General features: G+C 35.4%; 11 protein-coding genes and 2 pseudogenes. 3 read left to right on the top strand and 10 right to left on the bottom strand.

The window, feature by feature from the left end:
• Positions 1 to 57: 57 nt before the first annotated feature.
• The 6 genes from ONI09_RS05735 to ONI09_RS05710 form a co-directional block, all read right to left on the bottom strand.
• Complete coding sequence (locus tag ONI09_RS05735) at positions 58 to 303, bottom strand: hypothetical protein (RefSeq protein ID WP_264707604.1); 246 nt, start codon at positions 301 to 303, stop codon at positions 58 to 60.
• A gap of 5 nt (positions 304 to 308) precedes the next feature.
• On the bottom strand, positions 309 to 1,271 hold the full coding sequence (locus tag ONI09_RS05730; RefSeq protein ID WP_265013931.1) for an IS110 family RNA-guided transposase: 963 nt from the start codon (positions 1,269 to 1,271) through the stop codon (positions 309 to 311).
• Positions 1,272 to 1,455: 184 nt separating this feature from the next.
• Positions 1,456 to 1,590 (bottom strand): hypothetical protein, encoded by a 135-nt coding sequence (locus ONI09_RS05725; RefSeq protein ID WP_265013930.1) that lies wholly within the window; start codon positions 1,588 to 1,590, stop codon positions 1,456 to 1,458.
• Positions 1,591 to 1,620: 30 nt separating this feature from the next.
• Complete coding sequence (locus ONI09_RS05720) at positions 1,621 to 2,229, bottom strand: SCO family protein (RefSeq protein ID WP_265013929.1); 609 nt, start codon at positions 2,227 to 2,229, stop codon at positions 1,621 to 1,623.
• Positions 2,230 to 2,273: 44 nt separating this feature from the next.
• Complete coding sequence (dnaQ, locus tag ONI09_RS05715) at positions 2,274 to 2,969, bottom strand: DNA polymerase III subunit epsilon (protein WP_065094937.1); 696 nt, start codon at positions 2,967 to 2,969, stop codon at positions 2,274 to 2,276.
• Between the two features lie 17 nt (positions 2,970 to 2,986).
• Positions 2,987 to 3,637 carry a Tim44/TimA family putative adaptor protein gene (locus tag ONI09_RS05710; RefSeq protein ID WP_010962367.1) on the bottom strand — a complete coding sequence of 217 codons (651 nt, stop codon included), beginning with the start codon at positions 3,635 to 3,637 and terminating at the stop codon, positions 2,987 to 2,989.
• 157 nt (positions 3,638 to 3,794) lie between these two features.
• Here ONI09_RS05710 and secB point away from each other — a divergent pair, with 157 nt between their 5' ends.
• The 3 genes and pseudogenes from secB (at position 3,795) to putA (ending at position 10,173) form a co-directional block, all read left to right on the top strand.
• Positions 3,795 to 4,298: a protein-export chaperone SecB gene (gene secB / locus ONI09_RS05705; protein ID WP_265013928.1), complete on the top strand. Its 504-nt coding sequence runs from the start codon at positions 3,795 to 3,797 to the stop codon at positions 4,296 to 4,298.
• Positions 4,299 to 4,312: 14 nt separating this feature from the next.
• Positions 4,313 to 6,898, top strand: a complete 2,586-nt coding sequence (gene acnA / locus ONI09_RS05700) for an aconitate hydratase AcnA (protein WP_265013927.1) — start codon at positions 4,313 to 4,315, stop codon at positions 6,896 to 6,898.
• A 134-nt stretch (positions 6,899 to 7,032) separates the two neighbouring features.
• Positions 7,033 to 10,173, top strand: a pseudogene (putA, locus tag ONI09_RS05695) (bifunctional proline dehydrogenase/L-glutamate gamma-semialdehyde dehydrogenase PutA).
• 141 nt (positions 10,174 to 10,314) lie between these two features.
• Here putA and ONI09_RS05690 read toward each other — a convergent pair.
• The 4 genes and pseudogenes from ONI09_RS05690 to ONI09_RS05675 form a co-directional block, all read right to left on the bottom strand.
• Positions 10,315 to 11,475, bottom strand: a pseudogene (locus ONI09_RS05690) (IS4 family transposase).
• Between the two features lie 266 nt (positions 11,476 to 11,741).
• A complete protein-coding gene (locus ONI09_RS05685; RefSeq protein WP_007548372.1) occupies positions 11,742 to 12,086 on the bottom strand; it encodes a DMT family transporter in 345 nt (114 codons plus the stop codon).
• Between the two features lie 15 nt (positions 12,087 to 12,101).
• The gene (locus ONI09_RS05680; protein ID WP_265013926.1) at positions 12,102 to 12,416 is read right to left on the bottom strand and encodes a DMT family transporter; all 315 of its coding nucleotides are present in this window, start codon (positions 12,414 to 12,416) and stop codon (positions 12,102 to 12,104) included.
• Positions 12,417 to 12,515: 99 nt separating this feature from the next.
• The gene (locus ONI09_RS05675) at positions 12,516 to 13,622 is read right to left on the bottom strand and encodes a D-alanyl-D-alanine carboxypeptidase family protein (protein WP_265013925.1); all 1,107 of its coding nucleotides are present in this window, start codon (positions 13,620 to 13,622) and stop codon (positions 12,516 to 12,518) included.
• Positions 13,623 to 14,124 lie beyond the last annotated feature (502 nt).

Here is a 14,124-nt window from a genome sequence, read left to right as displayed (position 1 = left end):
TCATATATGCTGATTAGCAACATTTTTAAACTGATAACCCATATTAAAAGCACAACTTTACGAATGTTTATTTTTGAAGACAGCAAATAGTGTCATTCCAATGTGTCTTCCATAACTGTACGAACATTCATTTTTGAAGGTAAATTGCACAACAGATGATGTCATTCCAGTGCTTGACACTGGAATCCAGAAATTTTGCTTATAACTGAGCTGATGAGCTAAAGGTAGTTGTCTTACGCTAAAACAAACGTTTTTAATTAAGTTGCATAGAAGCTGGATCCCAGATACTGTCTCTGCTGTCAAACAAATTATCCAACAAAATTACAATTAAATGGTTGATTCTTTTTAAGAATACCAAAAAAGACATGCATTAATTTTCGCATTAACGCAAGAACTATGACTTTTGGACATTTGCCTTTACTTGCTAGACGCTGACAAAACTTTTGAAAATGATTATTATGGTTTTTGACTACTATAGCTGGCATATAAAGAGCTTTTCGAATACGCTCAGATCCTATTTTGCATATGCAACTTCTCTTACTTACTGACGATCCCGATTGATAATGTCCTGGATTTAGACCAGCAAAAGCTGTAAATTGTTTAGCATTGTCAAAGTTATCAACTGATGGCATTTCTGCGACAACAGCAGTAAGATATCCTATACCTTTTATAGTCTTAAGGTTTTCCACCATATTTTTTAGATGTGGATAGTTATTTATATGCTCATTAATTTCTTTTTCGAGAACAATAATTTGCTCCTCTATTGCCAAAATTACTTTAGATATAGCTTCTTTGCAACTGGAATGCATATTTTTGTTTTCCAAGCGATTTGTCTGTTGCACCTTATCATCTTTTAGCGATTGCATGCAACGGTAAAGCTCCCTCAAATGCCTCATTTCAGGTGCAATGGGCTTCCAAAGAGCAGGTTTGTTGGCGATACAAAATCTAGCTATCATAGCTGCATCTGATTTATCTGTCTTATTTCTGAGCAGCTCACTTTTGCCAAAAGCTTTGATTTGGGCTGGGTTTACTATACTGACATTATGTCCTAAATCGTGCATAAAAGTAGCCAAATCTTCTCCATACCAACTAGTTGCTTCAAGACATAAATGAGTAAGATTTGCTCCATGGCCATTGCACCAAACTACAAGTTTTGCAAAACCATCTTGATTATTTTGAAAGACTTTGTGTCGTTTTTTACTGTCCACTAACAAACAAACATCAAATTTCTTTTTTGAAATATCCACACCTAAAATAGCATTTACTTGCATAAAATTGCCTCCAAGACTATAAATAAACTGAGAGTTTAGACTAACCTTGTAATACGGGATATAATTCCAAAAGATACTGTTCAGTCTTTAACTCTATGGAAGGGAAGCAAAATCTGGCTTAATGGCATTAGTGTCGCATCAGCTTCACCCTCCCTGTGAGGTATTTTAGCTCTAATGCCTCACATCATAAAGATACAAGTGTCACGCACTGGGATGACACCCCACTGGTGGGAATTGCTCCCAAACTACAACGTTCGTACAGTTGTGTGTGTCTTCCCATGGAGATTGCTCTCAAATCATAATGCTCATGCAGTTGCATGCTCGACTAATTAACAGAAAAATCTATAATTCAGTTTACGTATTTTCTTATCTCAGCCAAAATCTTATCAGATTGACTTTCGTCTGAATTTAAATCAGCTGCAAAGTGTGTAACATATTTTCCTCCAGGGCCAATAAGGTACATTATTGAAGAATGGTTGATTTCTTCTTCTCCACCAACTTTGCTAGCATATACTTTATACTTTGCAATTACTTCGTCTATTTTTTCTCTTTCACCAGTTAATATTTGTATTCTGTGGTCAAATTGCTGCTGAAATTCTTTAAGTCTTTCCGTGCTATCGCGCTCAGGATCGACTGTGATGAAGAATGTTTGTAGCTTGTTGTTAGTTTTCTCATCTAACTTTGCAAGTGTTTCTGAAATTATTCCAAGGTTCATAGGGCAAATTCTTTTGCATGAGGAAAACCCAAAGAAAATCATCATGTATTTATCTTTAAAATCACTACTGCGCAAGATCTGTCCGTCCTGATTAATTAAAGAAAAATCTCCGCCTATCTTAACTTCTGCGTTGTGAATCGCTGCTGGGGCAAATATGCCTTTTTTAGTGAAATAACAATAACCTAAAAAAACAACTGCTAATGCTGCTAGCACATTAGATAATAATCTTATAAACCTTACCATTAGAATGCTCTCAGTAAAATTGAATTGTATCTTTATTGGTTAACCTATTCAATATATTTATTCCAAAGTGTATTGTTAATTTTGTCTAACAGTTTCTTATGTTCATCAATTTCTTCACTATTTGGTAAATGTTCTCTGGGAGTTAGATTACGTACTTTATGCTGAACGAATGTGGAGTTACTGTCCTGATTGCATTCATTATCAAACAGAAAGGTTTGTAACCCTCCTGTAAGTTCAACATATACCTTTGCAAGCAATTGAGCATCAACTAGTGCTCCGTGCAATTCTCTATTCTCTAGCGATATATCAAAACGCTTACATAATGCATTCAAAGAAGCAGGTGATCCTGCGAATTTTTTCCTCGCAAGAGGTAATGTATCTAGCACTCTGTCTGAGGAAATTAACCCAGCATTCAGCTTGCTTAACTCCATGTTAAGGAACTTAACATCGAATTCAGCGTTGTGAATTACCAAAATATCATTAGATATAAAGTCAAGAAATTCAAGTGCAACATCTGAAAATAATGGTTTATCTTCTAAAAATTCTTCACTAATACCGTGAATCTTAAACGAGTGATAAGGTATATCTCTTTCTGGGTTAAGGTACCGATGGAATACTTTACCTGTTGGAATGCGGTTAATTAATTCCACACACCCTATTTCAATAATTCGATGACCAGATTCAGTGTCAAGACCTGTCGTTTCAGTGTCAAGTACTATTTCGCGTAGCTTGCTTTCCATTTCAAATAAAACTCATCTTACTTATCATTTGTCTTATCGTTACTTGTCTTTTTATAGTGAATAGAAACAAGCAACCAGCTCGGGTCTGATGAATTAACATTTTTTTTGAATTGCCATACATCCTCAACTTTATTAATAGTGGATGTACTACCTGATATTATATCTCCTTCATTGTTCTTAACGAAGTTAATTTGCTCTGAAAGGAAATATACTGCAATAAACACTGCGTTTTTTACTAGCTTTATTTCTAAAATCTTTTGTGAAACGATAGAAACAATTATAGACTCGTGCACCTCTTTACGATGTTTAATCTTCTCTGCAAAATTATCATATAAGTCTTTATCGAGAAGTGGTTTTAACTGAGACAAATTTCCTTGATTGAAACATTTTATTATTAATTCAAAAGCTATGCTTGAACCTTCTATAAAGTGGGAAATAGAAAAATCTTTGTTTTTTTTTAATATTTGTTTATAAGTAACTTTTATTGAATTTTCATCATTGCTATCAATGTAACCCTCAATGTTTTCTACTACATCTTCTCTACTTCGGCTTACATCCAATACATTAGTTAGCTTTTTTAGGTTGAGGTTGGCTGACCTTCCTAAAGAATTATACAAACGTGAAAAAATGAACGCCGCTAATAAAGCATATATTACAAGCTCTATCATAGTAACTCAACTCCTTGGCATATAAAGTATCCGAACATTATTAATGAAAATATGTTTTTCATATCAACTTATAATCAGGTTTGCTATTCGTTTGTAAATGAATATATTATATAAGAAAGTATTAAATATCTCAACTTAATTAAAGGAGACGTAAGAAATGCCACAACAAAAAATGAGAATTCACGTTCAATATGTTAAAGATCTATCATTTGAGAATCCGAATTCGCCATTCCTTTCTTCTAGTAAAGCTCCAGATATTAATGTAATGGTTAATATCAATTCAGCAAAATTAGAAGGGACGAAAAACAAAGAAGAAGTGAATGAAGAAAAATCTTTCCATGAAATTACTTTGCATATAGAAGTCAAAGCAACGGTAAAAGATGAAGGCATAAAGGATGGCGTAGCTTTCATTTGTGAAACGAAATATTGTGGCATTTTTTCAATAGAAAATTTAAAAGAGTTGAGTGAGGAAGAAGTAAGACAAGCTTTGTTTATTGGTGGACCTACTTTTCTTTTTCCTTTTGCAAGAGAAATAATTGCAAGAGTTACAAGTAGTGGTGGATTTCCCCCACTGATGCTGGATCCTATAGATTTTGAAACTATGTATGAGCAGCAAGGTCAACAACAAAAAAGTAACGGTAGTAATTCCAATTTTAACTAATATAGTGTGATAGGATGAACAATTCTTTAAACGCAAAAACGACTTTAAACATTGACGGGAAGTCATACAGCTATTTTAGCCTAAGTAGTGCTAGTGAATTTTTAGGGACAGATGTAACTAAATTGCCCTGCTCACTTAAGGTGCTGCTTGAAAATTTATTGCGTAATGAAGATGGAGTAAACGTAAAGCTGGATGACATAAGAGTACTAGCAGACTGCGTTAATAAACACACTAATCACGAAATTAGCTATAAACCAGCAAGGGTGTTGATGCAAGATTTTACAGGGGTTCCTGCTGTTGTTGATCTAGCTTCAATGCGGAGCTATGTTAAGAAAAATGGAGGAAACCCGAGCAACATAAATCCTTCTGTACCGGTTGATCTTGTGATTGACCATTCTGTTCAAGTAGATAATTATGGAAGTGTTTCCGCATTCAGTAAGAATGTTGAGCTAGAAGTAAAAAGAAATTTGGAGAGATATCAATTTTTAAAGTGGGGAGAATCGTCCTTCACAAATTTTAGAGTAGTGCCGCCTGGCACAGGGATTTGCCACCAAGTGAATCTTGAATATTTAGCGCAAGTTGTGTGTAATAATGATGGAGTCATATATCCTGATACTTTAGTTGGTACTGACAGCCATACTACAATGGTTAACGGATTATCAGTTCTTGGTTGGGGTGTTGGAGGCATAGAAGCTGAGTCTGTGATGCTTGGTCAACCAATTAGTATGGTGATTCCAGAAGTAGTTGGATTTAAATTAATTGGCAGATTGTCGGAAGGAGTAACTGCGACCGATTTAGTGCTGACGGTTACCAATATCCTAAGAACAAAAGGCGTTGTTGGTAAGTTTGTAGAATTTTATGGTGATGGTTTAGATTATTTATCTTTGGCAGATAGAGCCACTATAGCAAACATGGCCCCGGAGTATGGCGCAACTTGTGGATTTTTTCCAATTGATCAAAAAACGCTAGATTATTTAAGCTTAACCGGAAGGCCAGAAAAGCTGATTAAGCTAGTTGAGGCTTATGCGAAAGAGCAAGGACTGTGGCGTAGTAGTGACGAGTTAGCATTTTTTGACACACTAGAGCTTGATTTATCAAGCGTGGAGCCAGTAATGGCTGGTCCCAAAAGACCACAAGATAAGGTTTTTCTTTCACAAGTGGCAGAGTCTTTTTCTAAATCATTTTTAGTTAATGAGTCAAAGGAAAGCGATAAACTCCAAGATGGAAGTGTAGTTATTGCAGCAATAACAAGCTGCACTAATACTTCTAATCCAAGTGTGATGATTGCTGCAGGTCTTGTAGCTCGTAATGCAATTAAACTTGGATTAAAATCAAAGCCTTGGGTTAAAACTTCTCTTGCTCCAGGGTCACAAGTTGTAACAGAATATTTAGAAAAGTCTGGATTGCAGGTAGATCTAAATGCTTTGGGTTTTAATCTAGTTGGATATGGTTGCACAACTTGCATTGGGAATTCTGGTCCACTTAATAAAGATATAGAAGATGGCATTAAAAACAAAAACTTAACCGTTGCTGCAGTTTTATCTGGCAATCGTAACTTTGAAGGAAGAATTCATCCGTTAGTCAAAGCTAATTACTTGGCATCTACGCCACTTGTTGTTGCATATGCACTTGCTGGTACTGTGCAAATTGATCTGACAAAAGATTCAATATGCAAAGATAAGAATGGAAATGACGTCCATCTCAAGGATATATGGCCAACAAACAATGAAATCGAAGATTGTGTTAAAAATGTGGTAACACGTGAGATGTTTATACAAAAGTATAAGGATGTTTTTTCTGGTGATGAACATTGGCGAAAGATAAAGTGTGAAAAAAGTGAAATCTATAATTGGGATGCAAATAGCACTTACATACAAAATCCGCCCTATTTTGATAATTTATCACCTAAAAATAATAAAATCGATATAAAAGGTGCACAAATATTGGCAATGTTTGGCGATAGCGTAACCACTGACCACATTTCCCCTGCTGGAAATATTGCCTCAAGTAGTCCTGCAGGTATATATTTAAAAAATCTTGGAATTGAGCTACAGGACTTTAATTCGTATGGGTCTCGTCGTGGTAACCACAATGTAATGATGCGTGGGACTTTTGCTAACATTAGAATAAAAAATGAAATGGTAAGCATCGAAGGCGGCTATACAAAATATATTCCTTCTCAAGAAACTATGTCGATTTTTGATGCAGCAATGCGCTACAAGGAAGCTCTCATCATTGTGGCAGGAAAGGAGTATGGCACAGGTTCAAGTAGGGATTGGGCAGCAAAGGGTACTTTATTGTTGGGGGTTAAAGTTGTCATTGCAGAAAGCTTTGAGCGTATACATAGGTCCAACTTGGTCGGCATGGGTGTTCTTCCACTTATATTCCAAAATGGAATAACCAGAAAGATATTTGATGGTAGCGAGGTAATAAGCATAAAAGGTGAAATAGTGCCAGGTGGAAATCTAGAATGCATCATCAAAAGAAAGGATAATTCAAAGCAATCAATTCAACTCAAATGCTGTGTACAAACCGCAACTGAGACTAAATACTTGATGTGTGGTGGAGTGTTGAGCTACATACTTGCACAATCTTTTTGATTTAGTGAAGTTATTGCATTGACTTCTTTTAGCCAGCCCTGATCCCTTTGTAAATAGCAATTTGCTCTGCGCAAAGTTATGATATAATTTCACCATACATATGGTGTCGGAGTATTTTTTGGAGATAATTATATATGATAAGCTCTATACAAGAACCTAATGAACTCAGAAAACGTTTACAAGGATTTTATCGTACTGATGAAAAGAGTTATATACGTTATCTTGTAGAAAAAGCAGAGCTTTCGGCTGATTCAAAAAATAGAATTTATAATATTGCAAAACAAGTTATTGAAAAAATCAAACACAATAAATTAAGTATTGTAGATTCCTTTATGCAGCAATACTCGCTTTCCAATGATGAAGGAATAGCATTGATGTGCCTTGCTGAATCGCTACTTAGAATACCAGATGATTATACAATAGACGAGCTAATCAAAGATAAAATTGCCAATCAAGAATGGAGTAAATATTTAGGATATTCTTCTTCATTGTTCGTCAATGCTTCCACGTGGAGTTTAATGATAGGTAGCAGTATATTGAGAGATAATGAAGGCGATTCGAAGTTCTATTACGCAATTTCTAAGTTACTTAAGAATTTAGGAGAACCGATCATTCGCAAAGCAGTAAAACAAGCAATGTCTATGCTTGGTAATCATTTTGTTGTTGGAGAAACCATAGAAGAAGCTTTAAGGTACGCAAAACTAGATGACAATAGTAAGTTTTTATACTCTTTTGATATGCTTGGCGAAGCTGCTCACACAACTGAGGATGCAGAAGAGTATTTTAATTCATACATGCACTCAATAAAAGCTATAGGTGAATCCACTGAAATAAATGATTGTTTTAAATCCCATGGAATTTCAATCAAACTTTCTGCTTTACACCCACGTTATGAATTTAGTCAATTTGGCCGAATTGCTGGTGAGATATTCACTAAGGTTTTAGAGCTCTGCCGCGAGGCAAAAAAATACAACATTTCACTATGCATAGAGGCAGAAGAAACAGAAAGGCTTGAAATTTCCTTAATCTTGTTTGAACAATTACGGCTTGATGAATCACTTTCTGAGTGGGAAGGGCTCGGCTTGGCTGTACAAGCATATCAAAAACGTGCTTTATCTGTTCTTGACTTTGTAGAGGATGTTGCTATTCGATCAAAGCACAAAATTATGGTGAGGCTTGTAAAAGGTGCATATTGGGATTCAGAAATCAAGTGTACGCAAGAATTGGGATTAAATGATTACTCAGTATTTACAAGAAAAAGCTATACTGACGTATCTTACCTCGCGTGCGCACAGAAACTTTTGAGTAAACCAAACAGCTTTTACCCATGCTTTGGAACTCATAACGTCTATACTTTTGCTTCTATCATGGAACTTGCTGATAAAAACCACCCTGGATTTGAATTTCAACGCTTACATGGAATGGCAAAAGACTTATATGATTATGCAATGTCAGAGCTTGCAACAAATGTTAGCTGTCGTGTCTACGCACCCGTTGGGGAACATAGTGACTTGTTGCCTTATCTTATAAGACGCCTTCTTGAAAATGGAGCTAATAGTTCGTTTGTTAATCAAATAAGTGATCCTAACGTTAAAATCGATGAGTTAATTTCAGATCCACTGGAAAAAGCTATAAATTTTAATTATGAACCTCATCCAGGCATTCCATTACCACAAGATATTTTGGGACCAGAAAGAAAAAATTCCTTGGGGATGGATATTAGTGATTCTGTGATAGTCTCACAATTTGCAGATGATATAAAGGGTTTTAGTGAAAAAAAGTGGCAAATTGGACCAATAATTGATGGAAAAGCACTATTTGATAATGCTGAATTTATCGAAGTAGTGAATCCTGCACATTTGGAAAATGTAATTGGAGAAGTGTCAAGTGCAACAAGCGATCAAGCTTTAAATGCTCTTGAAATAGCACACAGTGCTTTTGCTAAGTGGCAGAATGTTTCAGCAGAAGAGCGCGCTAAATGCCTTGAAAAAGCTGCAGATTTGCTTGAGGAAAGGATGAAAGAGTTAATTTACATTCTGATTGTGGAAGCAGGAAAAATTTTATCCGATGCAATAGCAGAAGTAAGAGAGGCAATCGACTTTCTGCGTTATTATGCAATGATAGCAAAAAATGAACTGAGCGACTGGAAAAAATTGCCGGGCCCAACAGGTGAAGATAACTTCATCTTTTTTGAAGGCAGAGGAGTTTTCTTATGCATATCACCGTAGAATTTTCCGCTCGTTATCTTCATTGGGCAGGTCTCAGCTGCACTTGCAGCAGGTAATGCAGTGCTGGCAAAACCGGCAGAGCAAACGCCGATTATTGCCTACGAAGCTGTTAAGATACTACATGAAGCTGGGATATCAAAGAATGTGTTACACCTCATTCCTGGGGATGGTGGATATTTAGGCAAAATATTAGTTCCAGACAATAGAATTGCCGGAGTAGCTTTTACTGGCTCAACACAAACTGCTCAAATAATCAATAAAATGCTTGCAAATAGGGATGGTCCTATTGTGCCACTTATTGCTGAAACAGGAGGGCTCAATGCTATGATAGTTGATAGCTCTGCTCTTTTAGAGCAAGTGGCTATGGATGCTTTGCTTTCTGCGTTTCGTAGCAGTGGTCAACGCTGTTCTGCACTTAGAGTGCTGTTTATTCAAGAGGACATAGCAGAGAAGCAGATAAAAATGATATGCGGTGCAGCGCAAGAACTCAAGATTGGTGACCCAATACAACTTAGTACTGATATTGGTCCAATAATTGACAAAGCATCTATCGATATGCTAACTCGACATACGCAAAAAATGTCAGAGGACGAAGATTCAAATCTGTTATTTAAAGTACCCATGGATACAAATTCTCATAATGATTATTTCTTTCCTCCATATATTTATGAAATACAAAAAATTTCGCAATTAAAGCAAGAAGTATTTGGTCCTATTTTACATATCATACGTTTTAACAAGTCACAATTAAATGAAGTTATAAGTGATATAAATAGTACTGGATATGGACTCACGTTTTCTTTGCAGAGTCGTATACAAAGTCAAATTGATACTATAAGTAAAAAAATATCAGTTGGAAATGTCTACATCAACCGTAACCAGATAGGTGCAGCAGTTGGGATACAACCATTTGTTGGTAGAGGACTATTTGGCACTGGGCCAAAAGCTGGTGGTTCTCATTATTTACAGCGTTTTTCTACAGAAAAAGTTGTAAGTGTTAACACTACAGCATTTGGTGGTAACACTACACTTATGTGTTTGGATTAATTTGCAGGCCCTAATTTTTCTTACCCCTAAACTAGACGTTCGTGCAGTTATGTACACAGCGCTAAAATCCGAAAAGGACCAGCTCATGCACTGAAATAAATCGTATCCATTCAGCCAATGACGTCAACTTAAGAATTTTCATTAGCAAACTCTCCTAAAGACATGATGGCGTTTAGGCTTATCTACTTTATTGCGGCTGTCCCGGTCGGATTTTAACTTTAGCACGTATACTTAAAAAGGGCTTGAAAGTTTTTTGGCGCAATAAGTACCTGATAGAGTTTCTGTCTCATTACACTAAATAAAACTGAAAAATTTAAACGATACTCAGTAATTTGATCTGGTTTCCAAGGCCCTTGTGCATCACATATATGAAGCGATAATATATTGCACATGAACAAGTTTGCCCAAAATTCTTGTAATACAGCCTCTCCAGAAAAATTCTCTAACTCTGCTCCTACTTTGAGTCGTTTATAGCACTCCTCTATGTGCCACCTTAACACATAAGCTTTGCTCCAAAGTCTCGGTCAAAAACTCTGTTTCTCAGTTGGCTAATGTCAGCACTATAACTCTTACTTTCTGTCCTTTTATTTTATTTTTTAGCTTTTCATTTTCTAATATAAAATCAAAATCTAATTCGCCAGCGTTCCCATAGCTTACTATAATTTCTTTTTTGCAAGCGAAAAATAAAATCTACTTCCAAATCATAATGCTGCTGAATGAATTTTACTGAAGACGATCATAGATAAATAATAATTTCTCTTGATTTAATAAACGCATTTGAGTGATAACTTCGGGTAATTGCTCTGCCGCCAAGGTTTGTTCACCTATATTCCAAGCTGCAAGACGAGCACTGCAAATCAATGAAGTACACAAATCAACAAACAAATTGCCAATGGTGCCTGTTGTTCCATTTGGTTTAAAGCGGCCAAACTCGGATACAATTTCCTCAGAGCTGGGTAATCTCATACCAGAACCATCTGCTGCAATAAGTCTATAGCCTCTCCAACTCAGGTTCATCCTGATAGGCTGTTTGGATGCTTAAATTCTTGAAAGCCTGTATGGCAAATCTTATACCTTGCTTTAGAAAAAGCTTGCTTTGAGGGTACATGTCAATGGCTCCATAAGTTCACATTCTATTCCCAAACTTTTTTTAACTAACTTTAAAATCATAGAAAATACTGTCGAAAAAGGAAGTTTTCTTGTTCGTGTAAAACTGTTTTTTCCAACACAATGGATTCTCTGAAAAGTTTTCGAGTATATTGCATTTTTAATTTGTAGAATAAGGTTTTTTCCTTTTTGCATGTTTCACCTAAAAAAGACACATTTTAAACTTTTTTGTTGCAATAAAATAGAAACAAAAGTGCTGTTTCTTGCACTCTTTGGATAATTTAATGATAAAAAATTTAGAGAGAAATTTTATACACAATCTCTGACATTTTTCCTTAAGTTGACGCCATTGTGTGAACGGTTACGGTTTCCCGTCTTCACCATGCTATATAGAAAAAAGTCTGGATTCCAATTTGCATGACAATATGGAGTATCTGCTTCTTTCATCCCAGTGGGATCTTTTATTCCATTTTATCAACAGTTTGTTTTGCAGTATCAAACAATTTTAATCCTATAATCCCGAATGTAACTAAAATAAAGCATATTACTTCGAATAAATTAACTGGTTCATCAAATAGGTAAACTCCAAGTATCGAAGCTCCTATAGCGCCCACTCCAGTCCAAATTGCATAGCATACTCCGATAGGTATAGAACGTGTAGCGAGCGAAAGTAAATATGTACTAAGAGCCATGGAGAATATGCTAATTATTGATGGTACGAGATGAGTAAATCCACAACTATGCTTAAGTGTTATGACCCAGAACACTTCAATTAGTGACGATAAGAGTAAATATATCCAATTCATGCATAAACTTTAGGTTTAAATAGAGAGCTTTAGCCCTATGGTTCCTATTACAATTAAAACGATACATAAAACTTGAGATAAATTAATATTCTCTGTGAAAGTGGTTGCACCAATTATAGTTATTCCAATTGTGCATATTCCAGAGGAAACTGCATAGCATACTCTAATAGGTAGAAAGCATGCTGCAAGAGATAAAAAATAAATGCTAATGATCATCATTACCAATGTTGCAATCGAAGGCACAACTTTAGTAAAACTGTTACTAAACTTTAGTGTTACAGCCCACAGTATCTCTAGGATACTAGACAGCAACAAATATAACCAGCACATTTTCGTAACACTTCAATCTTGTATTGTAACAGAAATTGTTAGTTAAAACTATACTAAAGTGCAATAGATCTCTCTTTCGAAATTGCTTTAATATTAAACTTAAAATAACATCCTAAAAAACTTTTCTACGAAATTCAATTCCTGCACGTCATTTGCTGCATAAAGTGGTGTAGTTTGTTGCTCAATACCTGGTATTTCTACAAAAACTTTGCCCACTTCTTGACCTTTTTTAATTGGTGCAGGTATCATATCTTTATATTCAATACGCACCTTAATTTGGTCATGCAATTTGCGGTTGTAAGTTATGGTAACATCGTTTGCAACTGTAATAGGCACTTTTTTATCTTTTCCATAGAGAACATTTACTTCCTCAACTACGCTATCCTTAGCGAATATTTTCTTGGTGTTAAAATGATTTAAGGAATATTGTATCAGTCTTTTTGCTTCTTCTATTCGCTCTTTCTCAGTGTTTAAGCCATTTACGACAGCAAAAATTCTCCTATCGTTTCGTTTTGCAGATGCTACAATGCCATAACCACCAGCATTTGTATAACCGGTTTTTAAGCCATCAACTCCAATGTCGTGAAAAAGTAGAAGATTTTTATTCTTTTGTACAATTTCATTATATGTCAAATATTGTTCAGAAAATAAATCATAATATTCAGGAAAATCGGTGAAAATCCTTTTTGCCAGCATTACCAAGTCTTTTGCGTTCATAAAATGATCTTCATCTGGCCACCCGCTTGAGTTGACAAAATGACTGTCATTCAGATTCAAATTTTGTGCGACTTCATTCATTTCAGCCACAAAATTCTCTTCTGATCCTGCAATGCCCTCGGCTAGTGTTATGCAGGCATCATTGCCTGAGACTATTGTAATTCCTTCAAGTAATTCCCTCGCCGTAACGGATTGACCTTCTTTCAAAAACATAGAAGAGCCTCTCCTTTCCCACGCTTTTCTACTTACTCGAAATTTATCCTCCATGTGTATTATTCCAGCTTTTAGATAATCGAAGGCTATATATAAAGTCATTAGCTTGCTCATTGAAGATGGGGCCATTTTTTCATCAGAATTATGGTCAAAAATGAATGAGTCTGAAGCTAAATCTAAGACTACTGCTTGCTTTGCTTTGGTTCTAAACTGGTATGAGTATGAAGAAAAAGGAAGTATAAAAACTAATAGCAAAATTACCAATCTGCTTAACATATTTATAATTTTAAACTTACAGTGTACTAATTAATAGTATAATTTTACAGGGGCATTTCAATAGATCTCTTGCATAAAAATTCCTTGACAAACCTCGCCAGCCCCCTTATCATGAAACTGAAGCTATTTATTTATCTTCTCTGTACAGATTAAATGACAAAAAAACTCACGTATCTGGCGTCTCATGTTTAATTTTTTGCACTATGTGCACCTTATGTCTTTATAAAATTTCTAGGTTTTTACCTAATATAAGCTAAAGTGCGCTTATAAAGCATTTAAAACATAAAAAAACGCCAACTTAAAAAATGGATAGTGAGTAACTAGCTACCCTAGGGTTTCTTTTGCCTTTTTTCCTGTTTAGTAAATTTCTTAAATATTTATGACTAAAGGTTAGTTGCATTAAAAAGCAGCTAAATCGCGGTTATTAAGCGTTTAGAATAAAAAAACGCCATACTTGAAAGTATAATGTAAGTAATTAGCCAACCACGGGGCTTCTTTTGCC

The sequence above is a fragment of the Wolbachia endosymbiont of Drosophila pseudotakahashii genome, assembly GCF_026015925.1.
GTDB lineage: Bacteria > Pseudomonadota > Alphaproteobacteria > Rickettsiales > Anaplasmataceae > Wolbachia > Wolbachia pipientis.
This window is presented reverse-complemented; position numbering and strand designations above follow the sequence as displayed.